Here is a 25,327-nt window from a genome sequence, read left to right as displayed (position 1 = left end):
GACCTGACCAGATCCTGATAAACCGGTATTTGAGTAAAGGAGAATGAGTATGAGAATAAGGGAGTTATTAAAAAAAGAAGGAATTGCCCTTGGTGTAAAAGTAGATTCTAAAGACGCAGCGATCGATTATCTGATCGATCTTCATGCAAAATCGGGCAATATAACAGATAAGGCAGAATTCAAGAAAGGAATTCTTGCAAGAGAAGAATCCGGTTCGACCGGAGTTGGAGAGGGAATCGCGATTCCTCATTCCAAGAATGCAGCAGTTAAGCAGCCGGGACTTGCAGCTATGACAGTACCGGACGGTGTAGATTATGATTCATTAGATGGACAGCCTGCAAACCTGTTCTTCATGATCGCAGCACCGGAAAAGGGCGCAGATGTACATCTGGAAGTATTATCAAGACTCAGTATGTTGCTGATGGATGAGAACTTCAGAGCAGAACTTCTTGCAGCCAAGAATGCAGATCAGTTCTTAGATATCTGCAGCAAATATGAGATGGAAAAGTTCGCGGATGAACTTGGAGAAGCAACAGAAGATAAGAAAGAAAACGCACCGGAAAAGACAGGATATAGAGTCCTTGCAGTTACAGCATGTCCGACCGGTATCGCACATACATTTATGGCAGCGGAAGCCCTTGAGAAAAAAGGAAATGAAATGGGCATTACGATCAAGGTTGAAACAAATGGCTCCGGCGGTGTTAAGAATCGTCTGACAGCAAAGGAGATTGAAGAATGTGACGGTATTATCGTAGCAGCCGATAAGAATGTGGAGACTGCAAGATTTGACGGCAAGCCAGTTCTTTTTACAAAGGTAGCAGATGGTATCCACAAACCGGAAGAGCTTATCAATAAAGTAATCGATGGCAAGGTTTCGGTGCATCATGAGAGTGGAAAGAAAGCAGAGGAAGAAAGCGCAGGCGGTGTTGGAAGTCAGATCTACAAGCATCTGATGAGCGGTGTATCCCATATGCTTCCATTCGTTATCGGTGGCGGTATCATGATCGCACTGGCATTCCTGATCGATACAATCTGTGGATATGGTTCAACCGGTGGTTCAAACTTCGGTACCTGTACACCACTTTCCGCATTCTTTAAATATGTCGGAGATCTGTCCATGGGACTGATGGTTCCGGTACTTGCGGGTTATATCGCATATTCGATCGCAGATCGTCCGGGTCTTGCAGTTGGATTTACCGGCGGACTTCTTGCTTCATCCGGTAATGCAGCGATCGCAAAATATATATGGGCAGGTGCAAGTCTTTCCCCATTCCAGAATTTTATTGCAAAATTCGGTTTTGTAGGCGAAGGCTCCGGTAATACAGTATCCGGTTTCTTAGGTGGTATTCTTGCAGGTTTCCTTGCAGGTTATATCGTACTTTTATTAAAGAAGATGTGTTCAAAGTTCCCTCAGTCATTAGAGGGTATCAAGCCAACATTGATCTATCCGTTAGTTGGTATTTTCCTTGTAGGCGTATTGATGGTATTTATCTTTAATCCATTGATCGGCCTTATAAATACAGGACTTTCCAATATGCTTACATCACTTGCAGATAAGAATCTGTTAGCTCTCCTTGGTCTGATCCTCGGAGCAATGATGGCGATCGACATGGGCGGTCCTATCAACAAGGCAGCTTATGTATTCGGCTCGGGAATGCTTTCTACAGCAGCAGACCTTGTATCAGCCGGTGCATCCCAGAGTGATGCAGCCGTTCAGGCATGCTACATTTCCATGGCAGCTGTAATGATCGGCGGTATGGTCCCACCAATGGGAATTGCACTTGCATGTAAGCTGTTCCCTAAGAAATTCACAAAGGCAGAAAGAGGCTCAGCCGTTTCTAACTTTGTAATGGGTTGTTCCTTCATCACAGAGGGTGCGATTCCATTTGCAGCAGCAGATCCGCTTCATGTTATCCCATGTACCTTGGTTGGTGCAGGTGTAGCAGGAGCATTATCAGCAGCATTCAAATGTACACTGATGGCACCACACGGAGGAATCTTCGTATTTGCAACAGTAGGGCATCCATTATTTTACATTCTTTCATGGGTGATCGGTTCTGTAGTAACCTGTTTACTGCTCGGTCTGATCAAGAAAAATGTAGCAGAAAAATAAAAACAAAAACCCTATCCTTTTTAATAACGGTGGGAACAGAAAGAATCTGTTCCTGCCGGATATAAATAAAACAGGGATATTTCAAATATTAAATCAAAAGTAACAATGTTGATCATGCGTTTGTCCGAATCGGATAAATGATAAAAGAGATATAAAAAGGAGAAGATAATTATGGTATCACAGACAGTTAAAGTTATTAATGAGCAGGGATTACACATGAGACCGGCAGGAGTATTTGCAAAGGAAATGACAAAGTTCAAATGTAACGTAACAATCGATATTGCCGGTAAGAGAATCAACGCAAAGAGCGTTATGCTGATCATTGCAGCATGTATTAAGTGTGGAACAGAGATGACAATTGAGTGTGACGGTGAAGACGAGCAGGCAGCTCTCGCAAAGGCAGTAGAGTTGGTTGAATCCGGTCTTGGCGAATAGTCAGACAGCATTCTTTCATCTGGAAAGCGGGGTAGAAGATATGTTAAAAGGAATAGGCGGCTCAGCCGGTTATGGCATCGGAAAGGTTGTCATCATCAGTGATGGCAAACCGGAATATAAGCAGCATACAGTAACAGATACAGATGCTGAACTTCAGAGATTTGAGAATGCTATGGAAGTTTTTGTTGAAAAGACTCAGAAAATGGCAGATGCAATGAAAGAAAAGGTTGGAGGACATAATGCAGAGATCCTAGAAGGACATATCGTTTTGATGAGTGATCCATTTATGCAGGATCAGGTCAAGGAGTTGATCGGTAATGGCGAATGTGCAGAAGCAGCCGTTGACAGCGTATGTGATATGTTCGTATCCATGTTCTCCCAGGTAGATGATGAACTGACCAGACAGAGAGCAACTGACGTAGGAGATATCCGTGTCCGTATGCTTAAGATCCTTACCGGTACGCCGGATATTAATATCGGAGATGTTCCGGCAGGTACAGTGATCGTCGCAAAGGATCTGACACCATCCATGACAGCAGGAATCGTAAAGGAAAATGTAGCAGGTATTATCACCGAGATTGGCGGTAAGACTTCTCATTCAGCTATTCTTGCAAGAGCACTTGAGATCCCTGCTGTACTTAGTGTAGATGGTATCGTAGATCAGGTGTCCGATGGTATGATGGCAGTTGTAGACGGATGCGAAGGCGTTTGCATCTTAGAACCTGCGATGGATGAGATCGCAGAATATGAGACAAAGCGTGCAGATTACCTGAAAGAGAAGGAACTGCTTCAGATCTACAGAGGAAAAGATACAGTAACTGCTGATGGAACAAAGGTAGCTTTATATGGCAATATCGGCAATCCAGAGGATGCCAAGGGTGTTGTAGCTGCTGATGGTGAAGGCGTAGGCTTATTCCGTACTGAGTTCCTGTTCATGGGAACAGACAGCTTGCCAACAGAGGACGAGCAGTTTGAAGCATATAAGGCAGCAGCCGAGACGATGCAGGGTAAAGAAGTTATTATCCGTACACTGGATGTCGGCGGTGACAAAGATATCCCGTATCTCGGATTGGAAAAAGAAGACAATCCGTTCCTTGGTTTCCGTGCAGTCAGATATTGTCTGAAAAATGAGGACAGCTACAAGGTACAGCTTCGTGCATTGCTTCGTGCGAGTGCATTTGGCGATATTAAGATCATGGTTCCGCTTGTTACCTGTGTGGATGAGATTCGACGGGTAAAAGAACTGGTAGCGGAACTTAAGAAGGAGTTAGATTCAGAGAAAATCGCATATAACAAGGATATTCAGGTCGGCGTTATGATCGAGACTCCTGCAGCCAGCCTGATCGCAGATCTTCTGGCAAAGGAAGCTGATTTCTTCAGTATCGGTACAAATGATCTGACCCAGTATACAATGGCAGTTGATAGAGGAAATGCCAAGGTTGCATATCTGTATTCCGCATACAATCCTGCTGTTCTTCGTTCTATGAAGAATGTTATCGAAGCAGGAAATGCAGCAGGCATCATGGTAGGTATGTGTGGTGAAGCAGCTGCTGATCCGTTACTGATCCCACTTCTGATCTCCTTTGGACTGGGAGAGTTCAGTGTATCGGCAACTTCTGTTTTAAGAACCAGAGGCACAATTGCCAAATGGTCAAAGGCAGATGCAGATGCTCTTGCAGCAAAAGCATTGTCCTTATCCACAGAAACTGAAGTGGCTGAACTGTTAAAAGCCTTCGCAAGATAAGCGAAAAGCCCATATCTGTTTTGTTTGGAACAGAATGAAAGATATTAAAAGCAACTAGTACTATAATTACACCTATTATTCCGCAAGTCGTTTGCACTCTATTTCAACGCAGCGGTACTAAGCTCCTTGCCTATGGCAACTCGCTAAGGACCGGCGTTGAAAAAGGCTTGCTACATAATAGTGTAATATATAGTAACTGTTGCTTTTGTAATATATCGGATAGTTCCAAACAAAACAGATATGAAAGTTTCTGCAATTAGCGCAGGCGAGGCTTAAAAAGTGCATTATTTTCTAAGACGGTTTTCTGCATATTTGAATAGCCAGGTAAATGTCAAGAATACATTTTTTACAAAATTTGAAAGCTTGAGTGTGGGGTTTTCACGAATTTCTTACGAAAATTAATTTGCACTGGAATTTTATGGAAAATATTTGGTAATATTAATAATATAGAAGTCTGAAATAAAAAAGTTATTTTTTAGCCGTAGCGGCAAGACGAAACAGGGCACATATTGGCAGTTGGAGATGTTTTCAATAGGTAGAGAGGAAGATAGGTTATGTTTGAAAACGAAAAAGTGAAACATGTAAAATTTGGTGAGGGAAATGTAGTTGAATGTGATGGTACACACATCCGTATTTTATTTCAGTGTGAGAATATAGAAAAGACTTTCACTTATCCAACCGTATTTGAGAAGTTTGTAAGATTTGACAGTCAGGACGCACAGGACAGGGTCACAGATGATCTGAATACCGCAAAAGAGGAGGCTGCAAAGCTGGAAAATCTCAGAAAATTATTCATGGCTGAGCAGGCAAAGAAGCGAAAGCTGGAGAAAGCAGCCAAGGCAACAAAGAAAAGATAAAGCAAGAGCACCCGGTCGGGTGATCAGCCCATCTTCATCCATTGAGCGAAGACTGTTGGTCAGAACCTTCTGGCTGATACCGGTCAGATCACGTTTAAGTTCGTTGAAATAAGGCTACCGCAATCCCACTGGCTTTAGACAATGGGTAGTTCACTACTGAGAATACTTACTTCATAAAAACTTCATACAAAAAAATTCTTGACTTGGAGTAAGGTTCAAAGAGTATGATAGGAGTGTACGAAAAAGGTATGCTCCTTTTTCATATATAAATATGGCATATGCACAGTATTTTATCGGAGATTCCTTTTTGAATCCACTGACCGATCCCAATAAGACAGCAGTATTTCTTGCAAATGTAACATTTGAACCGGGATGCCGTAACAACTGGCATATCCATCACGCAACAAAAGGCGGTGGACAGCTTCTGATCTGCACAGCCGGAGAGGGCTGGTATCAGGAAGAAGGAAAAGAGGCAGTCAGTCTTGTACCGGGAACTGTAATTACGATTCCGGCAGAGGTAAAGCACTGGCATGGTGCAAAGAAGGATAGCTGGTTTTCCCATATCGCAGTAGAAGTACCGGGGGAGAATTGCAGTAATGAATGGTGCGAACCGATTACAGATGAAGAATATAATAAGTTAGCATAGGAAAGGTGGATCTATCATGGCAGTAAAGCAGACAGCAGGAAGAACACAGCTTGGAGAATTTGCTCCAAAGTTTGCAGAATTAAATGATGATGTATTATTTGGTGAGGTATGGAGCAGAGAAGATAAACTGTCCCTCAGAGACAGATCTCTTGTAACCGTAGTTGCATTGATGGCACAGGGACTTACAGACGAATCTTTTCGTTATCACCTGATGAGTGCAAAGGCAAATGGAATCACGCAGGAAGAAATTGCTGAGATCGTTACACATGCAGCATTTTACTGTGGATGGCCAAAGGCATGGGCAGTATTCCGTATGGCAAAAGAAGTCTGGGCAGAAGAAGATAAGTAGGAGAAATGTGGCAGTTGTGGTATAATGAACATCGGTGTACCATAATAAAATGTAGACAGGAGACGGCATGGAAAAGTTAGTATTAATACATGTAGATGACATCGAATATCACAAGATACAGAACATTGCGAGCCGGATGAAGATCACTGTAGACCGGATACCGGAAGAAATAGTGACAGCGAATTATAAGTTGGGCGAGCTTGTAAATGGAGCCTATAAAAACGCCGCAGATACGATAGATGGAACTGGTCGGGAACAGGAAAATGTGACAGGACATTCTTCAGAGACAGGGGCGGTGAACGCACAGGCAAAGAGCCGTGCAGACAGCTTAATTCTGGTATGCAATCTGAAAGAAAAACGGCTGGATAAGATGTTGTTTGAGCTTCGTCATGCTGAGGTGAAGGTTATGTATAAAGCCATTCTGACACCAAGCAATCAGAACTGGACAGTTCCGATGCTGATGCAGGAGCTTTGCAGAGAAAGATTTGCAATGATGAGAAAGTAAAAAAAGATCGTACAGGGATGAATTTGATTCTCCTGTACGATTATTTTTTATAATACGATTTTAATGTTTGCAGATAAAGTTTCATGCGTCGTTTATGCTTTCGGCTGCTGCTGGGTGATACAGTGGATATTGCCGCCTCCATAAGCGATTTCTTCGGTACGGACACCGATAACCTTACGTTCCGGGAACATGGACTGCACCTGACGGATTGCAAGAGCGTCATTTTCGTCACCGTACTGTGGCAGGATGATGCCGCCATTTACGATCAGAAAATTCAGATAAGAGGCGATCGCAAGGTCACCGTTTTTTCTTGGAGTGCTTCCGGGAACTGCATCGACTGTGTCCATGCCCTTCAGATAAACCGGAGCTTTGGTTGTACAGAGCTTATGGACGATCAGTTTCCTGCCTTTGGCATCTACAGCATTTGACAGGGTGTGGTAAGCGGCCTGTGCTTCTTTATAGAATGGGTCAGTCGGATCATCCGTATAGATGCAGGCAACTTCACCGGGACGGACGAAGCAGGCAACATCATCGATATGTCCATTTGTCTCGTCGGGATCGATGCCGTCCTTGATCCAGATGATCGTATCGACATTTAGATAATCTTTTAATTTCTGCTCGATCTGAGCTTTTGTGAGATGAGGATTTCTTCCCTTTGACAGCAGGCACATCTCGGTGGTGATCAGTGTACCTTCCCCATCGACATGAAAAGAGCCGCCCTCTAATACGAAATCACCGGTTCGGTAAGAATCAATCTGTTCCAGTTCGCAGATTTTGGATGCGATCTGATCATCCTTATCCCATGGAAAATACAATCCGTCGACCAGTCCGCCCCAGGCATTGAAGGTCCAGTCACAGGCGCGGGTTTCACCTTTATCATTTATCAGAAAAGATGGTCCCATATCTCTGCACCATGCATCGTTGCTGCTCATTTCAATGATCCGTACGCCGGCAGGCAGCATGGTTTTTGCATGTTCATATTGTGCGGCAGATACGCACATTGTAACAGGTTCGAATTCTGAGATCGCAGCAGCTACATTTGCAAATGTTTTTTGTGCCGGTTTCGCACCGGCTCTCCAGTTGTCGGTTCGTTCCGGCCAGATCATAAAGATCTGCTTTTGTTCTTCAAATTCTCCCGGCATACGGAAACCGTCAGCCTTTGGGGTCGAGTTTGTAATAAGTTTCGCCATTCCTGTATCCTCCTTGTATCGTAAATAAAATATCCATAGCGTGTTTGAAAAATCATCTCTTGCAGGCAGGAGATTTTTCAGTCTTATATTTGATAAAACAAAAAACGGAGCAACTCATTTTCTGAATTGCTCCGTTGCATGTGTCTGTATTTATTTCTTATTACGATAGCACAGAGATTATTGAAAATCAATATGGAATTGGATCTTACAGATCATTTACCCGTCCCATGAACAGGATCATTCCGGTATCCTGATCTTCAATGACATAGACAAATGGCTGGTCAACGATGAAGTTATAGGTTTCTTCCGGTGGCATCATAGCAGTTTCCTTTATTATGATATCCGTCTCCGCGGCAGCCTTTGTTCCGTTTTCATCAACGATCACTTTTGCTTTGTGAGAAACGGAAGATACCGCGATGCCATCTGCGATCTTTGAGAAATCAGCAAAAGCATATGCAGACCGGATTCCAAGTCTGTTCAGGATATCATCCAGACCGTTGATACTCTGTTCATCTGTGAATTTTGGAAGCTGAATGGTCTCTATCTCAGGAGAATCAGCATTATCCAGAGAGTCGATAAGTGCCTGTTTCTCATCACTGCTTAAAGCATCGAACAGGTTGGTGATCGTATCGCCTTCTTTAGATGGAAGGAATACTTTCATTACAACAGAATCACCATCGTAAGGAAGTACGATTCCTTTTATCGATCCGCTATCCGCATAAGAGAATCGTTCATCGTACAGATGCATCATTGGTACGGTAGAATCTCCGTTTGTTCCGTGAAAAGTATCATCGTATGTGTTATCCTCTGTAAATGGTGTCTGCCATTTTCCTTCAAAGTAAACCGCATTAATGAGCATCATAACAGTATTTGTCGAAAGTTCATTCATGATGGATGGGATCATCTGATTTGTATGTTCATTTACCCAGTTGTTTACATCCTTCACAACCTGATCGGCATGATCCGTAAAATCGGCTTCATATATCTCACCATGGTAATAGGTCTTGGCCGGAAGCAGAAAATCATCTGAGATATTAGCCGCCCAGTCTTTTCCGGTGGTCATCCAGATGGAATTTGCAGTATTTACATATGTCTGCTTGGACCAGTCTTTGTTCAGATAGCTTTGCATTTCCGTATTCCAGGTTGAAAGATCTTTGATGCCAAGTGTTGATTCCAGTTCCGTTTTCGTTTCGCCCCCGGCACCCTGATCGAGCATGGACAGTGCGCTGGAAATACTGTAAGGGGAATAAAAACAGTTGCTGTCTTTTGGAAGTGCATCATACAAGTCAAATGCAAAATTGTTGACACCGTTTTTAAGTTCCTCATAGGAATCGACGGGCGCCGGTTTTGCTCCGACTGCGATGTCACTTCCGAGTTCTTTTGATGCTAAAAGTTTTTGTTTGGTGACGCTGCCGCCATTATTATCTGCGTTTCCGCATCCTGCAAGACTTGTGCACAGACATGCACCAAGTAATAAGCTGATTATCTTTTTATTCATAAATAATCCTCCATTTCTTTCGTGGTCAGATATGAATAATACTAACATATATCAGTGAATAAGAATATTCAAAAAAATATATAGTCTTATCAATGTCCGGTTTATTTGCTTCTTTAATTTACATACGAAAGAAAATGGAGGATTTATGGAATTATTTTAAAAATTTTTATTCTTCGGTCACGGAATAGGTGGCAGCTTCATCTGATAAGGATTCCGCATCTACACCGAGATCTTTTTCCGCATTTACAAACCATGCCGGAGTATCGGAAGATACATTCATGTTGTTGAAGATATAAGTACCATCTGCATCAAACAGATATTCGGCATAGCCATAATCATCGGCAGTTCCGCCTATGACGATCACATGTGTGATATGATCGGCATCCGTGTAATCATATCGGAAGTAGGTATCTGTACTGCATTTGTCTGTGATATCGGTCTGCTGTCCGTTCAGGGTGAAATACAGTCTTCCGGCTTTCGTGGTGACATAGGTTTGATCGGTTGATTCGATACGGAAAGACATGGTAGCGTCTTCTGCATCGTATTCGACCTTCGTACCATTTGCAGTAGAGAATACCTTATGCACCCAGGTGCTTCCGGTTGCTGCCAGACAGATGCCATTTGACAGACAGAAGATGGCTGCCAGTCCGGCAACTGCGTAGGAAAGTCTGCGTGTGATCGTGTGGATCCGCAGCTTCTTTGAGCGTTCCGGGGTGATGTTGATGACTGCATCTGAGTGGATCATGTCAAATGTTTTCTTATAGCGTTCTTTATTCTGATTGTTCATAGTCCCAAGCCTCCTTTAGGGTGTCGCGAAGCACGGTACGTCCGCGGTTTAACCGGACCTTTACGTTGCTTTCGCTGATCTTTAGAATGTCTGCAATTTCCTTAATGGAATAGTCTTCATAATAAAACAGATGGATCACTGTCCGGTATTTTTCTGGCAGCTTCATGACTGTTTCAAATAATTCCTGGCTTTCAGTATCAGAAAAATTCAGTTGTTCCATATAATCTTCCAATGATGTCCGGTTCCTGTGCCAGAAGGTGCGAAGCATATTTTTTGACTGATTGATCGTAACCCGGATCAGCCATGCCCGGATATGCATTTCATCGTTAAAATCCACGGCACCTGAATGATAGCGTAGAAATGTTTCCTGAACAACATCTTCGGCATCCTCCCGGTTCTGACAAATGGAAAATGCAATGCGGAACAGATTGTCCTGATACATTTGTATAACAGTTTGTGTTGGTAATCGCATAGTCACATCCTCTTTTCTTGTGTTAAAAGGCCTTTCAATAATAACACAATTCATCCGGTTTAAAGGTTACAAAAATACAAAATTATACTTGCATAAAATTTGTATTGTTTTATCATTTGATAGTGTAGGTATGAAATGACAGAAAGAGAGAAAAGATAAAATGGTAAAATGTTTGTTAGTTGGCGTTGGAGGCGGCATAGGTGCAATTCTTCGATATTTGATTGGTTTAATACCGGTGGGAGCACAAAACAACTTTCCGATAAAAACATTATTGATTAATGTAATAGGAGCATTTGTTATTGGCTTAATTTCTGTGTCGGCAGAAAAGTATCAGGTATCACCACTTCTGGTTTTGACATTAAAGACGGGAGTGTGTGGTGGATTTACGACGTTTTCTACATTTGCACTGGAAACAGATCAATTAATACAGAGCGGGAATTACGGATTTACGATACTTTATATAGGATTAAGTGTGATATTAAGTGTTGCTGCGGTATTTGCTGCACAAATACTTATGAAGTAACGATGAAACGATGAAGATTTATGGGAATAGAGGGCTGACGATATGGATAAGAGAGAGCAATATATAGATAAACAGATTATAGAGCAAATAATGGAACTGCGAAAGCAGCTCCACCGGATCCCGGAGCATTCCATGCAGGAAGTAAAGACAAAACAGTTGCTGATGGATTTCTTAAAATCGCATACAGCATTAGAGATCGTAGATTGTGGGGCATGGTTTTATGCGGTGAAAAGAGCATATGATCGGGTAACCACAGAAAATGATAAAACATTCCATGTGAGTGAAGTGGCTGCGGAAATACCAGAGCAAATGACGGAATATAAGCCACCGATTGCATTCCGGGCAGATATGGATGCGGTATGTGGCAAGGATGGAAAGCCGGGACATTTCTGTGGACATGATGGACACAGCAGTGTGCTATGTGGACTTGGCTTGTATCTGGACAGCAGAAAAGATCCGTTGACACAGGATGTATATCTGATCTTCCAACCGGCGGAGGAGATTGGAAAGGGCGCAGAGCTTTGCAGAAGCCTGATCAAAGAAAAGCATATCGGAGAAATCTATGGCTTTCATAATATACCGGGGAAGTCGCTTGGAACGGTACTTGTGAAGGATGGAACATTTGCATGTGCTTCAACGGGCTTAGAGATCCACATGACAGGAACGCCGAGCCACGCAGCATATCCGGAAGCTGGCAGAAATCCCGGATATGCACTTGCCGGACTCTTGCTTCAGATTGAAGAACTGACAGAGCAGTTTAATGAGACAAAAGGATTTGTCCGCATGACTTTGATCGGGATGGAACTTGGAAGTGAGAACTATGGTGTAGCGGCATCGGACGGATATCTGAGACTTACCGTTCGAGGTGAAGGCGAACAGGTATTTCATGATTATCTGGCAGAGATTCGTAAGCTGGCAGAAGTTATGGCACAGAAGGAAGCTCTGGAACTTTCGATAAAGGAGATTGAACGGTTTCCATCTACGGATAATCATGCGGAACAGGTGCAGAAGATCCGGGCGTGTGCGGCTTCTCAGCAGATTCCATATATGGAGCTGCCTGAACCGATGCGCTGGTCGGAGGACTTCGGTTGGTATTTGCAGGAGACAAAGGGAGCATTTTTCGGCATTGGTGACGGAGAGGATTATGCTCAGCTTCATACGGAACATTTCGAATTTCCCGATTCCATACTTGAAACCGCAGTCACTATGTTTGCCGGGTTGTGTGTTGACATAAAAGAGGGGGAATGTTAATTCTGTATGCAACTTTAAATAATTATAAATGTTCACTTGTCAGATAACACAAAGCTGGTATATAATGGAAAAAGAGCAGAGAGGTTCGACGATGTGCGAATTCTCTGCTTTTTTTACTTTATAGGAAAGTACGCCCTATTCATAAGTCTATTGTTGATGATTGAGGGATGGGAAATAAGTCTTTAATAATAATTTAAGCCCAATGTGGCTGAAAGGAGAACATAATGAACAGACCAATGAGAAGGCAAAAATGTGAAGTTACAGATCCGGTGAAGATCGAGCAGATCATAAAGAAAGCAGGCGTGGTTCATCTTGGGATGGTGGATGAAGGAAAGGCATACATTGTTCCATTGTATTATGGATATATTTATAAGGATGGAGGACTTACGTTATATATGCATGGCGCAACGGAAGGACGCAAATATGACGTGATCGCAGCTAATCCAAATGTATTTATCGAGATTGATACAGATATGGTACTGACCAGTGGTGGTGAAGTTCCATGTGAATATGGGGCATATTATGCTTGCGTGATGGGTGAAGGAACTGCCAGCATTCTGACCGATGTTGATGAGAAGGTTATGGGACTGGAGCTTATAATGAAGAGTCAGCTGGGAAGAGATTTTATCATTACAGAACCAATGACAAAATTGGTGAATGTGATCAAGGTTGTTGTTCCGGAATTATCGGTAAAAATGAATCAAGAAAAATAAAAAGAACATTAAGAAAAAGTAATAGTTTACCACGTATAAATTGTGCTATCATGGGTAAGAATAAATAGCCGGTTTGAGAAAAAAGCAAGGAATTGGAAAATAGCTGGTAGTAGTTGAATGATGTAAGAGATAGAGATTAGGGAATTCAGGAGAATCCAAAATGGAAGCGAATCGTATCGAAGAAAAAATATATAAATATGGTGCGGATATCCTGGCATCAGAGGGTATGCAGAAAGAAAAAACATTTGTGCAACATGGTTCAATAACCTGTTACGATCATTCCCTGCGGGTGGCGGAGAAAAGTCTGGAGCTTGCAGAGAAATGTTCCGCATATATTGATGAACGGTCGCTGGTGCGTGGAGCACTGCTTCATGATTATTTCTTGTATGACTGGCATGAGAAGGATGGCGGACATCGGCTGCATGGTTTTTTTCATGCAGAACGAGCCTTGCATAATGCCAGACGGGATTTCAATTTGAACTTCATTGAGCGGGATATCATCCGAAAGCATATGTTCCCACTCAACATAACACCTCCAAAGTTCCGGGAGAGCTGGATCGTAACATGGGCGGATAAGTTGTGCGCCGCCGAAGAAACCACCAGAGTCCTCCGCCTTGCCGTCACAAAAACCGTCAGAGGCTGATCATAATGCAGCATGCTGCATATAGCTAAAGAATAATATTGACATCTATAGAAAAAGAACAACATTATACATATTTTCGCAAGCTGTTTGCAGCCCGATAAGTGTATGATCTTGTTCTTTTTTTATTACGTTTTTTGATAGAAATTATTGATTTATGTAAGTACATCCTATAAAATAAAAAAGGTTTTGTAAAAAAACGAAGAATTATCACTGAAGAAAATATTGATATGAATTGACAAAGAGATATGAGATTGTACTAGAAAACAGAGATGTAGACATATATATTTTTATGTAACAGACCTCTTTTTACGCCGGTCCTTAGCGATCTGCGATTAGCAGAGAGCTTAGTACCGTTGCGTAAAAATAGAACGCAAGTGTTCTGTGAAATAAAGAATATATATGGATACATCTCGTTATGGAAGCATTTGTTGAGGAATGTCATGAGAGTTTTAGAAAAGAGAGGAAAAGGCAATGGGCGGATTTTTTGGCGTAGCATCAAAGCAGGATTGTGTATTTGATTTGTTCTTTGGTATCGACTACCATTCACATCTGGGAACAAGACGAGGCGGAATGGCAGTATACGGAGAAGACGGATTTAATCGTGCGATCCACAATATTGAGAATGCACCATTTCGTACAAAATTTGACAAAGATGTTCAGGAAATGAGTGGTCATATGGGAATCGGATGTATCTCCGATTACGAACCGCAGCCATTGATCGTACGTTCTCATCATGGCACTTATGCACTTACAACAGTCAGTAAGATTAATAACATAGGTGAACTTACAAAGAAGCTGTTCGAGAATGGACATTCTCACTTCTTAGAAATGAGCGGCGGCGATATCAATGCAACGGAGTTGATCGCAGCACTGATCAATCAGAAGGAAAATCTGATCGAAGGAATTCAGTTTGCGCTTGATTCTATCGATGGTTCTGTATCCATTCTGTTGATGAATCAGGCGGGAATCTATGCAGCCCGTGACAAATACGGCAGAACACCGGTTGTTATCGGTAAGAAAGAAGATGCCTATTGTATAACCTTTGAGAATTTTGCATATAAAAATCTTGGATATAAGGACTATAAGGAACTTGGACCGGGAGAGATCGCTGTCGTGACAGACAAGAACTGTATCACGCTGGTCAATCCGAATAAAGAAATGAAGATCTGTACCTTCCTCTGGGTATATTATGGTTATCCATCCAGTTCCTATGAGGGCACAAGTGTAGAGCAGATGCGGTATAATTGTGGTAAGGCAATGGCGAAGCGTGATAACGTAAAGCCGGATATTGTAGCCGGGGTACCGGATTCCGGTATTGCTCATGCAATCGGCTATGCAAATGAATCCGGAATCCCATTTTCCAGACCATTTATCAAATATACACCGACCTGGCCACGTTCCTTCATGCCAACGATCCAGAGTAAGAGAAATCTGATCGCTAAGATGAAGCTGTTAGCAGTGGATGAACTGATCCGTGATAAGAGCCTTCTTCTGATCGATGACTCGATCGTACGAGGAACCCAGCTTCGTGAAACAACTGAATTCTTATATGAGAGTGGTGCGAAGGAAGTACATATCCGTCCGGCATGCCCTCCGTTATTATATGGATGTAAATATCTGAATTTCTCTCGTTCATCATCAGAAATGGATCTGATCACCCGTCGTGTGATCGATCGTCTGGAGAATGGAAATGTAACCGATGAGGTATTACAGGAGTATGCAGATCCGGAATCTGAGAAATACGAAACAATGGTTGAGGAGATCCGTAAGGAACTGAACTTTACATCATTGCGTTTCAATCGCTTGGACGATATGCTGGAATCCGTTGGAATCGATAAGTGCAAGCTGTGTACTTATTGTTGGGATGGTAAAGAATAGGGAAAAATCATTCAGAAAAAGTCAAAAAAATTTAAAATCGCTCTTGACAACAAAAAAACAGAGTGCTAAATTAGCAGTTAACAAAGAGCAAATGCAACGAACAGAATACGATCATTAAAAAAGGAGTATTTCAGAGAGCCGCCGGGTGGTGTGAGACGGTGTATGTTTTTAGTGATTATCCTCTGCGAGCAGTGCACTGAATTCCAGATATGGACATTAGGTGTCACCGGTTTTCTACCGTTACAAAGAAACTTATTTCTACAGTGTGAGCTTATGAGATGAGGTTGAGTGGTCATTTTTTTGAATGGCAAATAAAGTGGTAACGCGGAAGTTTAAAGGCTTTCGTCTTTATGAAATTACATGAAGACGAAAGCTTTTTTTAATTTATAGGAAAGGTTGTCCTATAAAAGATATGTTTTTGTATAAACTCTTTGTGAACATACTATAATCAAGTATCTGCCACATGGCGGAAGGAAGGAGAATGATATGAATAGTTTGGTAATTATTCTTATCGCAGTAGTAGTTTTAGGAGCTGGCTATTTAGGTTACGGAAGATGGCTTGCTAAGAAATGGGGCATAGATGCAAATGCAAAGACCCCGGCCGTTGCAAATGAAGATGGAAAGGATTATGTACCATCATCAAAGCTTACAGTATTTGCACATCAGTTTTCATCCATCGCAGGTGCGGGACCTGTACAGGGACCAATCATTGCGGCAATGTTTGGATGGGTACCGGTTTTACTCTGGCTGCTTGTCGGAGGCGTATTCTTCGGTGCAGTACAGGATTTCGGTTCTCTGTATGCATCCGTTAAAAATGAGGGTAAGTCCATCGGACTTGTTATTGAGAAGTACATAGGCAAGGCAGGAAGAAGATTCTTCTCACTGTTCTGCTGGCTCTTTACACTTCTTGTTATTGCAGCCTTTACATCTATGGTTTCATCAACATTTAACGGATTTACAACAGGTGCTGACGGAGCAGTAACAAAGAACTTTAACGGCGCAGCAGCCGCTACAGTATCTATGTTATTCATTGTTGTCGCTATGGTGCTCGGTGTTGTTATGAAGACTTGCAAGAATATGAAGGAGTGGGTGAAAGCAATCGTAGCTATCGTCCTCATCGTTGCAATGTTTGCAGTAGGTATGAAGCTTCCTTGGTACTTAAACGGTAACCAGTGGAACTACGTTATCATGGCATATCTGTTCCTTGCATCCGTACTTCCTATGTGGTTACTTATGCAGCCAAGAGATTACATGACAACATTCATGCTTGTTGGTATGTTGGTTGGAGCATTTGTCGGTGTTCTGGTTGGACATCCGGATATGGGACTGAACGCTTTCAATGGTTTCACAGTTGTATCGTCAACAGGTGCTAAGAGTTATCTGTTCCCAACACTGTTTGTAACAATCGCCTGTGGTGCGGTTTCCGGTTTCCACAGCCTTGTTTCATCAGGAACATCATCAAAGACGATCAGAAATGAAAAAGATATGTTATTTGTAGGTTATGGCGCAATGATCCTTGAGACACTCCTCGGTGTTATCTCATTGATCGTAGTTGGTGCAGTAGCAGTTGGAGGAAAAGCACCGGAAGGACTTACACCATTCCAGATCTTCTCACAGGGTATCGCAGGTTTCCTTGAGAAGTTCGGACTTCCAAATTCAGTAGCGAATGTATTCATGACCATGTGTGTATCAGCACTTGCTCTTACATCACTTGATTCAGTCGCACGTATCGGACGTATGTCATTCCAGGAGCTGTTCATGGGAGATACTACAGATCCATCTCAGATGCCTGTATGGCAGAAGATTCTTACAAATAAGTATTTAGCTACAGTTATAACATTGTTCTTTGGTTACCTTCTCTGCAAGGGTGGATATTCAAATGTATGGCCACTCTTCGGATCAGCAAACCAGATGCTTGCAGCACTTGTACTGATTGGTGTAGCAGTATTCCTCAAGGCAACAAGCAGAAAGCATGCAATGCTTTATCCACCAATGCTTATAATGCTTGCTGTAACATTTACAGCTATCGTTCTCAACGTAATCGGAAATATCCAGAAGTTCCAGGCCGGAACCGCTACATTCCTTGTTGAAGGACTTCAGCTCATTGTTGCAGTATTCCTTATCGTACTTGGTATCATTGTAGCAATTACATGTATCAGAAAACTTGTTCTTATGAAGCATGAGAAGACTGCTGAAAAGGAAGCATAAAATAATATTCAAATAAAAAACAATAAACGTAAAATAAATAATAATTCTAAATCGTAAAAATAATATTCATTGAAAAACTGTGGATGGGAAGATATACAGATATCCTCCCACCACAGTTTTTGCGTTATAGAGAGGTATATAATAGAAACAATATAATCAGGAAATTCTCTATATGATATTGGATAATTATTTTTTAAAAGTAAGAGCTGTCCTTAAAATACTATTGAATTGACAATCTTTGTCAAAACGCGTATGTTTAATTAAATGTTAGTTTATAACTGGATAAAATCAGTTCAAGATAAAAACAAATAAATCGTCTATTTAAGCAGATAGTGTTTATAATAAAACATGGCACGGGAATTAGCGGTTACCAGTGTGTTTAGCTGAATTATAGCGAGCATTTCGTAAATGAGGAACACACTAGCAGCGAATGCGGTGTGCTGTTTGAGCCCGAAGGGCGAGTTGCACAAAGAGCATGAGCGGATAAGCGGGTGTGACGAATAGAAAGCGGAGCGTATTTGCTAAATACACTGGTAACCGCTAAATTCCCGTGCCATGTTTTATCACAAGAGTAGTGGTTAAATAGACGATTTAGCGAAAAAACAGGAGGTATGAAGATGAAGCTGGTAGTATGTTTTCCGGGAATCGGCTATCACTGCGACAAGCCACTGTTATATTATGGCAGGCGCGTAGCAGAATCCGTAGGATATAAAGAATATAAGAACGTAGAATATGTGAATCGGATCGGAAACGTCAAAGGCGATCCGGTAAAAATGCAGGCAGCATTTGAAGACCTGTACGGACAGACAGAGGAAATATTAAAAGATATAGATTTTTCCGGGTATGACAGCATTTTATTCTTATCAAAAAGTGTAGGAACGATCATTGCGACTACTTACGCAGAACGACATAAGATACCATGCAGGCATGTGCTGTATACTCCGCTTGAGGCGACATTTGACAATTGCGCATCTGATCTGTCGGGGAGAGCGATAGCATTTACAGGAACGGCAGATCCGTGGGTGGAGAGCACCGCTGCAATTACAGATCGGTGCCAAAAAGCAGGGATTCCGGTTCATGTGATAGAGAAAGCAAATCATTCCTTAGAGACAGCCGATGTATGGAAGAATCTGAAGAATCTGGAAAAAATCATGGCGCTGACGGCGGATTTTATAAGCCGGTAAAAAAGTCTTGACTTTGAGCGAACTCCAAGTGCTATAGTAAGGAAAAGTCAAATGAAGGATGGTGGCGCAGATGACGATCAAGGAAGTAAGTGAGAAATTTGGTATCTCACAGGATACCCTTCGGTATTATGAGCGTGTAGGGCTGATTCCACCGGTTACAAGAACTTCGAGTGGAAACAGAGATTATCAGGAATCGGATCTTGGCTGGGTAGAAAATGCAGTTTGTATGCGGAATGCCGGCGTCCCGATCGAGGCATTGATTGAATATGTGAAACTGTATCAGATGGGAGATACGACGTTTGAAGCAAGACGGCAGCTATTGCAGGAACAGTATGACGCATTACAGGAACAGAAAGAACAGATCGAGGCAACCATGAAGCGGCTTGCCTATAAGGTATCGCGCTATGAGAAAGCGGTACAGACAGGTGTATTGTCATGGAATAAGGAGGATTGTTAGAACATTATGTATATTGAACAGATTAACGGACCGGAAGATGTAAAGAAATTGAATATAGAAGAAATGACGGCGATGGCAGCAGAGATGCGACAGGCATTGCTGGTTCGTGCAAGCAAGCACGGCGGACATTTTGGACCGAATTTTGGTATGGTAGAAGCAACGATTGCGATGCATTATGTATTTGAGTCACCAAAGGACAAGATCGTATATGATGTATCCCACCAGAGCTATCCGCATAAGATGCTGACAGGCAGAAAGGATGCTTATCTCTACGAAGAACATTACGATGATGTATCCGGATATACAAATCCAAAAGAAAGTGAGCATGATTTCTTTGAGATCGGACATACATCTACATCTGTCAGCCTTGCTTGTGGCCTTGCGAAAGCCAGAGATTTGAAAAAGGAAGACGGCAACGTGATCGCTGTGATCGGTGATGGTTCATTAAGCGGTGGCGAGGCATTGGAAGGCCTTGACTATGCGGCTGAGCTTGGTGGCAATCTGATCATTGTTGTAAATGATAATGACATGTCGATCGCTGAGAATCATGGTGGTTTGTATCAGAATTTAAAACTGCTTCGTGAGACAAACGGGCAGGCAGAATGTAATCTGTTCCGTGCAATGGGACTTGATTATGTATATGTAGATAAAGGAAATGATATTGCTGCATTGATCGCAGCATTTGAATCTGTAAAAGACAGTAAGAAACCGGTTGTTGTGCATATTAAAACTTTAAAAGGAAAAGGCTATGCACCGGCAGAACAGAATAAGGAACAGTGGCATTGGTGTATGCCATTTGACCTTGAAACAGGAAATTCTTTGATGGAATTTGACGGAGAAGATTATTCCGACGTAACCAGAGATTATCTCTTAAAGAAAATGAAGGAAGATCCATCTGTAGTTACGATCACATCTGCAACACCTACTGTTATGGGATTTACAGAAGATAAGAGAAAAGAAGCAGGCAGTCAGTTTATTGATGTCGGTATCGCAGAGGAGACAGCGGTTGCACTGGCATCCGGTATTGCGGCAAATGGCGGCAAGCCTGTATATGGTGTATACAGTTCATTTATCCAGCGGACATATGATCAGCTGACACAGGATCTGTGCATCAATAACAACCCTGCAACGATCGTTGTATTTGCGGGATCTGTATATGGAATGAATGATGTAACACATCTTGGCTTACAGGATATTCCGATGCTTACAAGTATTCCGGGGCTTGTGTATCTGGCACCGACAACCAAAGAGGAATATCTGGCAATGCTTGACTGGAGCGTAGAGCAGACAGAGCATCCGGTTGCGATCAAGCTTCCGGGAGCTGCGATGGTATCGGACAGAAAAGCTGTAACAAAGGATTTCAGCCAGTTAAATAAATACGAAGTAACCCAAAAGGGAAGCAAGATTGCCGTTATCGGTGCAGGTACTTTCTATCAGCTTGGAACAGATGCAGCAGCACTGATCGAGGAGCAGACAGGAGTTACGCCAACCATCATTAACCCACTGTATGTTTCCGGTATGGATAATGGACTTCTGAATGATCTGAAGAAAGATCACGATATCGTGATCACGTTAGAGGACGGTTATCTGGAAGGTGGCTTCGGTCAGAGAATCGCCGGCTTCTATGGTGATTCTGATATGAAGGTTCTGAATTACGGTTTAAAGAAATTCTTCTATGACCGCTACGATGTAAATGAAGTATTAAAAGAAAATCATCTGACAGCAGAACAGATTGCAGAAGATGTGAAGAAGGTTTAACAGTATAAAAAATCGCTTACAGGTAATATTAATCAGAAATAATGTTTGATAAAGGAGATTAAACAATGTCGATGATTAACAGAGAAGTAAGCGATTTTTTTGTGCAAGCATATCAAAATGGTGAATTTAAAACGGTAACCCGAGATGACATATTAGGCGAGTGGAGTGTGTTTTTCTTCTATCCGGCTGATTTTACATTTGTCTGTCCAACGGAGCTGTCAGATCTGCAGGATAAATATGAGGATTTTAAAGCTGCCGGCTGCGAAGTTTATTCCATATCAACAGATACGCATTTTGTGCACAAGGCATGGCATGATACATCGGAAAAGATTGGAAAGATCACATTTCCGATGCTGGCAGATCCAAATCATGAATTATGTGAAGATTTTGAGGTGATGATCGAATCAGATGGGATGGCAGAACGTGGCAGCTTCATCATCAACCCGGAAGGACGAATTGTTTCCTATGAAGTCAGTGCAGGAAATGTTGGACGAAATGCAGATGAACTGTTTCGTAAATTGCAGGCATGTCAGTTTGTTGCGGAGCATGGGGATGAGGTCTGTCCAGCCAAATGGCAGCCGGGAGATGCGACCCTGCGCCCAAGTCTGGATCTTGTAGGGAGATTATAAGAATGAAGAATGAAAATATGTATGACGTGGTGATCGCAGGTGCAGGGCCGGCGGGACTGACAGCAGCCATTTATCTGGCGAGAGCCTGTTACCGGGTGCTTGTTATCGAGAAAGAGAAGATTGGCGGACAGATCACAATCACAGAAGAAGTGGTGAACTATCCGGGAATTGAGAAAACAGATGGGAAATCCCTGACTGCGGCTATGTACAGACAGGCAGAGAATTTTGGTGCAGAATTCCTGATGGCAGAGGTTGAAAAGTTGGATGTAGATGGAGAATATAAAACTGTGCATACAAGTAAAGGTGACTTTTCCTGTTATGGAATTCTTCTTGCAACCGGAGCGCATCCGAGAATGATCGGATTTGAGGGTGAGGAACGGTTTAAAGGACGGGGCGTAGCTTATTGCGCGACCTGTGATGGAGAGTTCTTCACCGGGAAGGAGATCTTTGTTGTGGGTGGAGGTTATGCCGCTGCGGAGGAAAGTGTATTCCTTACCAAGTATGCCAGTCATGTGACGATATTGATCCGGGGCGAAGATTTTTCCTGCTCCAAATCATCAGCGGATAAAGCCAGAGCAAATGAAAAAATTACGGTGCTTACCAGTACTGAGATCGTCCGCGCGGAGGGTGAAGATGTCCTGACAACACTGGTGTATAAAAATGTGAAAACAGGAGAAGAAAGTGTATATCATGCGCCAAAAGGAGATACGTTTGGTATTTTCGTATTTGCCGGATACGAGCCGGAGACTTCGTTGCTGCAGGGAAAAGCAGAGATTGATGAAAAGGGATATGTAATTACGGATGCTTCCAGACAGACCAGTATATCGGGTGTTTATGCGGCTGGCGATGTCTGCCAGAAAAATCTTCGTCAGGTAGTGACGGCAGTCGGTGATGGTGCAGTTGCAGCGACAGAGCTTGAACGGTATGTGGCAGCCATGCAGAAAAAGAATGGAGCAAAGCCATCACGGAATTTGCGGGAAAATAAACAATCAAAGGAGAAGAATGTTACACAGGAGAAAAAGCGTGAAGGAATGCAGCCTGTGGTCGCTGAAAATACCGGATATGAAATGCATAAAACTGGACAACAGAAACAGCCGGAAGCAGAAGATTCATTGTCGGACGAGTTCTTTGATGAAGAGACGGAAAAGCAGTTAGATGAGGTCTTTGACCGCATGGCGCATCCGCTGATCCTGAAATTATATCTGAATCAGAAGCAGGAGTCAGTGCAGCTAAAACAATATATGGAAGCTATGAGCAGACGAACCGAAAAGCTCAGTGTAATCGTAGCAGAGGAAGGGGCAGACGGGGATTCTGTTCCGGCAAACGAACGACCATTTGTCAGGATTTTGGGAGAAGACGGAAGTGATACCGGGCTTGGCTTCCATGGTGTACCGGGTGGACATGAATTCACTTCTTTTGTGATTGGATTGTATAATGCTGCCGGACCGGGACAAGAAGTGGATGCACAGATAATGGAGCGTATTCATGCGATCAAAAAGCCGCTTAATATCAAGATTCTTGTAACACTTGCCTGTTCCATGTGTCCGGATCTTGTCACCGCGGCACAGAAAATAGCCGCAGAAAATCCACAGGTTACAGCAGAGATTTACGATGTGATGCTATATCCATCTTATCAGAAACGCTATAAGGTTATGAGCGTACCGTGCCTTGTTGTGAACGATGAACATGTAGCATTTGGAAGAAAGACATTACCGGAGCTATTAGACTATTTGGATGAGATTTTATAAAATAATAGAGCATCTCTTTACTGGATATATTCGGTAAAGGGATGCTCCTTTTATTTTGAATAATTTGTGATCGTGTAAAATAGGATATTAGACAAAACAGATTAAATAAAAAGATTGACACCCTACAAAATAGGGTATACTATTTAGGAAAAAGGAGGGATGAATTAACGAATGATAAGAACATTTATTGAAATACCATTATTTACAAAACGGTGGAAAGAAATAGGGCTTGGGGAAGATGAGTTACGAGCATTGCAAATTATGCTATTAAAAAATCCAGAATCAGGACCGGTAATGGAAGGAACTGGTGGAATACGTAAGGTACGGTTCCCATTAGAAAATAGAGGAAAGAGTGGTAGTGTTCGTGTATGTTATACGGATTTTGCAGAATATGAAGTTACCTATCTAATAACTGCATTTGAAAAGAAAAGTCAGGAAAATCTGACAAATGAAGAAAAAAATGTACTTAAGAAGTTGGTAAAATCTTTGAAAGAGGAAACGGCAAAGAATAGGAGATGATTTCTATGGGTTCATTATTTGATGATTTAAAACAGGGATTGGAAGAAGCAATAGAGTATGAAAAAGGACAGGGAAAAGCTCGCGTAAAAACATATATGATAATGCCAGTGAAAGAATATTCAAATACAGAAATTCGTGAGATCAGGATGCGGGCAGGAATGACACAGGGAGTTTTTGCATCTTATATGGGTGTTTCGAAGAAAACAGTAGAGGCATGGGAGTGTGGCAGAACACACCCAACCGGACCAGCGTTTCGTTTGCTTGATATCTTAGCTTCCGAAGATCTGGATGAAACAGAATTTGTAGTAGCAAAATGATAATAAAAATAAAAAGGGCTTCCCCCTCTGCCCTGCTCCTTTGGAAATATAATGCGTTACGATTTCCAGGGGAGCAGGGCAGGTAGGGGAAGCCCTTTTTATTTTTGCAAAAATTACATTTGTGTACAACAGGATACAAATAGGATATAATTGCCATGTATGATAGATTCAGAATCTAAGATATCAAAAGATTTAAAAATGAATTCTGGAAATGGGGAGCGTTATGAGTTACAACATTTTACTGGTGGAAGATGAAACAGGAATTGCAGAGGGCATCATGGATTACATGAAAGAGAGTGAGATCACATTTACCTGGGCGGCGGACGGAGACGAGGCGCTTGCTCTTGTGTATGAACATGAATATGATCTGACACTTTTAGATGTGATGCTGCCGGGGGCAGATGGATTTGAGATATGCAGAGCCATCCGGGCAAAGAGCTACGTTCCGATCATTTTTCTGACCGCCAGAGGCAGAGAAGAAGACCGGCTTTACGGGTACGATCTCGGTTGTGATGATTACGTTGTGAAACCATTTTCCATGGCAGAGCTTCAGGCGAAGATCCAGTCATTTTTGCGTAGGTCGAAAGGCTTGTGGACGAAGAATCAGGTGATTCAGGTGGGGAACATCAAGATGTATCCGGACAGACTGCTTGTTGAGGCAGCAGGAGAAGAGGTCCGGCTTGCACCAAAAGAATATGCGATGCTCAAATACCTGATGGAGCATAAGGGCATGATCGTGACAAGAGATGATATGCTTGTCCGGTTATGGGGGTATGATTACGATGGTGGTGACCGTGTGGTTGACAACCATGTAAAGAAGCTTCGCAAAGCACTTGGTGACAGCGGCAAACTGATAAAGACTGTATTTGCAAAAGGATATCGGATGGAGTAATCAGATCAGAG

The 25,327-nt window shown here is 42.4% G+C and carries 25 protein-coding genes, 1 pseudogene and 1 other annotated feature; of the genes and pseudogenes, 21 read left to right on the top strand and 5 right to left on the bottom strand.

Going from position 1 to position 25,327, the window contains the following annotated elements:
• Positions 1 to 49 precede the first annotated feature (49 nt).
• The 4 genes from WKT03_RS11045 (at position 50) to WKT03_RS11030 (ending at position 5,149) form a co-directional block, all read left to right on the top strand.
• A complete protein-coding gene (locus WKT03_RS11045; RefSeq protein ID WP_340392034.1) occupies positions 50 to 2,113 on the top strand; it encodes a PTS fructose transporter subunit IIABC in 2,064 nt (687 codons plus the stop codon).
• Positions 2,114 to 2,284: 171 nt separating this feature from the next.
• Positions 2,285 to 2,548 (top strand): HPr family phosphocarrier protein, encoded by a 264-nt coding sequence (locus WKT03_RS11040; RefSeq protein ID WP_008400082.1) that lies wholly within the window; start codon positions 2,285 to 2,287, stop codon positions 2,546 to 2,548.
• A gap of 40 nt (positions 2,549 to 2,588) precedes the next feature.
• Complete coding sequence (gene ptsP, locus WKT03_RS11035; RefSeq protein WP_340392030.1) at positions 2,589 to 4,292, top strand: phosphoenolpyruvate--protein phosphotransferase; 1,704 nt, start codon at positions 2,589 to 2,591, stop codon at positions 4,290 to 4,292.
• 554 nt (positions 4,293 to 4,846) lie between these two features.
• Positions 4,847 to 5,149 (top strand): hypothetical protein, encoded by a 303-nt coding sequence (locus tag WKT03_RS11030; protein ID WP_021944793.1) that lies wholly within the window; start codon positions 4,847 to 4,849, stop codon positions 5,147 to 5,149.
• 15 nt (positions 5,150 to 5,164) lie between these two features.
• Here WKT03_RS11030 and WKT03_RS11025 read toward each other — a convergent pair.
• Positions 5,165 to 5,257, bottom strand: a pseudogene (locus WKT03_RS11025) (winged helix-turn-helix transcriptional regulator); the annotation flags it as partial.
• A gap of 199 nt (positions 5,258 to 5,456) precedes the next feature.
• On the opposite strand from WKT03_RS11025, the gene WKT03_RS11020 reads away from it, so the two are divergent.
• The 3 genes from WKT03_RS11020 (at position 5,457) to WKT03_RS11010 (ending at position 6,649) form a co-directional block, all read left to right on the top strand.
• Positions 5,457 to 5,795 carry a cupin domain-containing protein gene (locus WKT03_RS11020; RefSeq protein ID WP_340392027.1) on the top strand — a complete coding sequence of 113 codons (339 nt, stop codon included), beginning with the start codon at positions 5,457 to 5,459 and terminating at the stop codon, positions 5,793 to 5,795.
• A 16-nt stretch (positions 5,796 to 5,811) separates the two neighbouring features.
• Positions 5,812 to 6,144, top strand: coding sequence for a carboxymuconolactone decarboxylase family protein (locus WKT03_RS11015; protein WP_021944795.1), 333 nt, complete (start codon positions 5,812 to 5,814; stop codon positions 6,142 to 6,144).
• A 67-nt stretch (positions 6,145 to 6,211) separates the two neighbouring features.
• Positions 6,212 to 6,649, top strand: a complete 438-nt coding sequence (locus WKT03_RS11010; RefSeq protein ID WP_340392024.1) for a DUF3783 domain-containing protein — start codon at positions 6,212 to 6,214, stop codon at positions 6,647 to 6,649.
• Positions 6,650 to 6,741: 92 nt separating this feature from the next.
• Here the strand turns inward: WKT03_RS11010 and aguA are convergent, their stop codons facing one another.
• The 4 genes from aguA to WKT03_RS10990 form a co-directional block, all read right to left on the bottom strand.
• A complete protein-coding gene (aguA, locus tag WKT03_RS11005; RefSeq protein WP_340392021.1) occupies positions 6,742 to 7,839 on the bottom strand; it encodes an agmatine deiminase in 1,098 nt (365 codons plus the stop codon).
• Between the two features lie 205 nt (positions 7,840 to 8,044).
• Complete coding sequence (locus WKT03_RS11000) at positions 8,045 to 9,337, bottom strand: serpin family protein (protein WP_243175723.1); 1,293 nt, start codon at positions 9,335 to 9,337, stop codon at positions 8,045 to 8,047.
• Between the two features lie 166 nt (positions 9,338 to 9,503).
• Positions 9,504 to 10,124: a hypothetical protein gene (locus WKT03_RS10995; RefSeq protein ID WP_340392017.1), complete on the bottom strand. Its 621-nt coding sequence runs from the start codon at positions 10,122 to 10,124 to the stop codon at positions 9,504 to 9,506.
• Positions 10,108 to 10,596 carry an RNA polymerase sigma factor gene (locus WKT03_RS10990; protein WP_021944800.1) on the bottom strand — a complete coding sequence of 163 codons (489 nt, stop codon included), beginning with the start codon at positions 10,594 to 10,596 and terminating at the stop codon, positions 10,108 to 10,110. The genes WKT03_RS10995 and WKT03_RS10990 overlap by 17 nt, the downstream gene beginning before the upstream one ends.
• A gap of 160 nt (positions 10,597 to 10,756) precedes the next feature.
• On the opposite strand from WKT03_RS10990, the gene crcB reads away from it, so the two are divergent.
• From crcB to WKT03_RS10920, 14 genes are all read left to right on the top strand, one after another.
• A complete protein-coding gene (gene crcB, locus WKT03_RS10985; protein WP_021944801.1) occupies positions 10,757 to 11,119 on the top strand; it encodes a fluoride efflux transporter CrcB in 363 nt (120 codons plus the stop codon).
• A gap of 42 nt (positions 11,120 to 11,161) precedes the next feature.
• Positions 11,162 to 12,370: a M20 metallopeptidase family protein gene (locus WKT03_RS10980; RefSeq protein WP_340392012.1), complete on the top strand. Its 1,209-nt coding sequence runs from the start codon at positions 11,162 to 11,164 to the stop codon at positions 12,368 to 12,370.
• A 224-nt stretch (positions 12,371 to 12,594) separates the two neighbouring features.
• Positions 12,595 to 13,083, top strand: a complete 489-nt coding sequence (locus WKT03_RS10975) for a pyridoxamine 5'-phosphate oxidase family protein (protein WP_340392010.1) — start codon at positions 12,595 to 12,597, stop codon at positions 13,081 to 13,083.
• 160 nt (positions 13,084 to 13,243) lie between these two features.
• Complete coding sequence (locus WKT03_RS10970) at positions 13,244 to 13,726, top strand: HD domain-containing protein (RefSeq protein WP_021944804.1); 483 nt, start codon at positions 13,244 to 13,246, stop codon at positions 13,724 to 13,726.
• A 471-nt stretch (positions 13,727 to 14,197) separates the two neighbouring features.
• Entirely contained in the window at positions 14,198 to 15,604 is a 1,407-nt protein-coding gene (locus tag WKT03_RS10965; RefSeq protein WP_021944805.1) for an amidophosphoribosyltransferase, read from the top strand.
• An 87-nt stretch (positions 15,605 to 15,691) separates the two neighbouring features.
• Positions 15,692 to 15,957 (top strand) — a binding site (T-box leader).
• A 133-nt stretch (positions 15,958 to 16,090) separates the two neighbouring features.
• Positions 16,091 to 17,812: a carbon starvation CstA family protein gene (locus WKT03_RS10960; RefSeq protein WP_118662468.1), complete on the top strand. Its 1,722-nt coding sequence runs from the start codon at positions 16,091 to 16,093 to the stop codon at positions 17,810 to 17,812.
• 617 nt (positions 17,813 to 18,429) lie between these two features.
• Positions 18,430 to 18,996 carry an alpha/beta hydrolase gene (locus WKT03_RS10955; protein ID WP_118674840.1) on the top strand — a complete coding sequence of 189 codons (567 nt, stop codon included), beginning with the start codon at positions 18,430 to 18,432 and terminating at the stop codon, positions 18,994 to 18,996.
• Positions 18,997 to 19,066: 70 nt separating this feature from the next.
• A complete protein-coding gene (locus WKT03_RS10950) occupies positions 19,067 to 19,453 on the top strand; it encodes a MerR family transcriptional regulator (protein WP_340392003.1) in 387 nt (128 codons plus the stop codon).
• A gap of 6 nt (positions 19,454 to 19,459) precedes the next feature.
• Positions 19,460 to 21,211, top strand: a complete 1,752-nt coding sequence (locus WKT03_RS10945; protein WP_186847411.1) for a 1-deoxy-D-xylulose-5-phosphate synthase — start codon at positions 19,460 to 19,462, stop codon at positions 21,209 to 21,211.
• A 65-nt stretch (positions 21,212 to 21,276) separates the two neighbouring features.
• The gene (gene ahpC, locus WKT03_RS10940; protein WP_186847410.1) at positions 21,277 to 21,840 is read left to right on the top strand and encodes an alkyl hydroperoxide reductase subunit C; all 564 of its coding nucleotides are present in this window, start codon (positions 21,277 to 21,279) and stop codon (positions 21,838 to 21,840) included.
• A gap of 2 nt (positions 21,841 to 21,842) precedes the next feature.
• Complete coding sequence (locus WKT03_RS10935; RefSeq protein ID WP_340391997.1) at positions 21,843 to 23,588, top strand: FAD-dependent oxidoreductase; 1,746 nt, start codon at positions 21,843 to 21,845, stop codon at positions 23,586 to 23,588.
• Positions 23,589 to 23,759: 171 nt separating this feature from the next.
• Positions 23,760 to 24,107, top strand: coding sequence for a type II toxin-antitoxin system RelE/ParE family toxin (locus WKT03_RS10930; RefSeq protein ID WP_008399964.1), 348 nt, complete (start codon positions 23,760 to 23,762; stop codon positions 24,105 to 24,107).
• Positions 24,108 to 24,112: 5 nt separating this feature from the next.
• A complete protein-coding gene (locus WKT03_RS10925; RefSeq protein ID WP_021944812.1) occupies positions 24,113 to 24,424 on the top strand; it encodes a helix-turn-helix domain-containing protein in 312 nt (103 codons plus the stop codon).
• 223 nt (positions 24,425 to 24,647) lie between these two features.
• On the top strand, positions 24,648 to 25,316 hold the full coding sequence (locus WKT03_RS10920) for a response regulator transcription factor (RefSeq protein ID WP_340391995.1): 669 nt from the start codon (positions 24,648 to 24,650) through the stop codon (positions 25,314 to 25,316).
• Positions 25,317 to 25,327: the final 11 nt, after the last annotated feature.

The organism is Coprococcus sp. HCN-4056, from assembly GCF_037892645.1.
In the GTDB taxonomy this organism is placed as follows: Bacteria; Bacillota; Clostridia; order Lachnospirales; family Lachnospiraceae; genus Coprococcus; species Coprococcus ammoniilyticus.
Note: the sequence above shows the minus strand (reverse complement) of the source record. Positions and strands in the feature narration are given on the sequence as shown.

Bases quoted from the DNA above. Each gene is read 5' to 3' on its own strand.
- WKT03_RS11045 (WP_340392034.1), top strand. From the start codon at position 50: ATGAGAATAAGGGAGTTATTAAAAAAAGAAGGAATTGCCCTTGGTGTA.
- WKT03_RS11040 (WP_008400082.1), top strand. From the start codon at position 2,285: ATGGTATCACAGACAGTTAAAGTTATTAATGAGCAGGGATTACACATG.
- ptsP (WP_340392030.1), top strand. From the start codon at position 2,589: ATGTTAAAAGGAATAGGCGGCTCAGCCGGTTATGGCATCGGAAAGGTT.
- WKT03_RS11030 (WP_021944793.1), top strand. From the start codon at position 4,847: ATGTTTGAAAACGAAAAAGTGAAACATGTAAAATTTGGTGAGGGAAAT.
- WKT03_RS11015 (WP_021944795.1), top strand. From the start codon at position 5,812: ATGGCAGTAAAGCAGACAGCAGGAAGAACACAGCTTGGAGAATTTGCT.
- WKT03_RS11010 (WP_340392024.1), top strand. From the start codon at position 6,212: ATGGAAAAGTTAGTATTAATACATGTAGATGACATCGAATATCACAAG.
- aguA (WP_340392021.1), bottom strand. From the start codon at position 7,839: ATGGCGAAACTTATTACAAACTCGACCCCAAAGGCTGACGGTTTCCGT.
- WKT03_RS11000 (WP_243175723.1), bottom strand. From the start codon at position 9,337: ATGAATAAAAAGATAATCAGCTTATTACTTGGTGCATGTCTGTGCACA.
- WKT03_RS10995 (WP_340392017.1), bottom strand. From the start codon at position 10,124: ATGAACAATCAGAATAAAGAACGCTATAAGAAAACATTTGACATGATC.
- WKT03_RS10990 (WP_021944800.1), bottom strand. From the start codon at position 10,596: ATGCGATTACCAACACAAACTGTTATACAAATGTATCAGGACAATCTG.
- crcB (WP_021944801.1), top strand. From the start codon at position 10,757: ATGGTAAAATGTTTGTTAGTTGGCGTTGGAGGCGGCATAGGTGCAATT.
- WKT03_RS10980 (WP_340392012.1), top strand. From the start codon at position 11,162: ATGGATAAGAGAGAGCAATATATAGATAAACAGATTATAGAGCAAATA.
- WKT03_RS10975 (WP_340392010.1), top strand. From the start codon at position 12,595: ATGAACAGACCAATGAGAAGGCAAAAATGTGAAGTTACAGATCCGGTG.
- WKT03_RS10970 (WP_021944804.1), top strand. From the start codon at position 13,244: ATGGAAGCGAATCGTATCGAAGAAAAAATATATAAATATGGTGCGGAT.
- WKT03_RS10965 (WP_021944805.1), top strand. From the start codon at position 14,198: ATGGGCGGATTTTTTGGCGTAGCATCAAAGCAGGATTGTGTATTTGAT.
- WKT03_RS10960 (WP_118662468.1), top strand. From the start codon at position 16,091: ATGAATAGTTTGGTAATTATTCTTATCGCAGTAGTAGTTTTAGGAGCT.
- WKT03_RS10955 (WP_118674840.1), top strand. From the start codon at position 18,430: ATGAAGCTGGTAGTATGTTTTCCGGGAATCGGCTATCACTGCGACAAG.
- WKT03_RS10950 (WP_340392003.1), top strand. From the start codon at position 19,067: ATGACGATCAAGGAAGTAAGTGAGAAATTTGGTATCTCACAGGATACC.
- WKT03_RS10945 (WP_186847411.1), top strand. From the start codon at position 19,460: ATGTATATTGAACAGATTAACGGACCGGAAGATGTAAAGAAATTGAAT.
- ahpC (WP_186847410.1), top strand. From the start codon at position 21,277: ATGTCGATGATTAACAGAGAAGTAAGCGATTTTTTTGTGCAAGCATAT.
- WKT03_RS10935 (WP_340391997.1), top strand. From the start codon at position 21,843: ATGAAGAATGAAAATATGTATGACGTGGTGATCGCAGGTGCAGGGCCG.
- WKT03_RS10930 (WP_008399964.1), top strand. From the start codon at position 23,760: ATGATAAGAACATTTATTGAAATACCATTATTTACAAAACGGTGGAAA.
- WKT03_RS10925 (WP_021944812.1), top strand. From the start codon at position 24,113: ATGGGTTCATTATTTGATGATTTAAAACAGGGATTGGAAGAAGCAATA.
- WKT03_RS10920 (WP_340391995.1), top strand. From the start codon at position 24,648: ATGAGTTACAACATTTTACTGGTGGAAGATGAAACAGGAATTGCAGAG.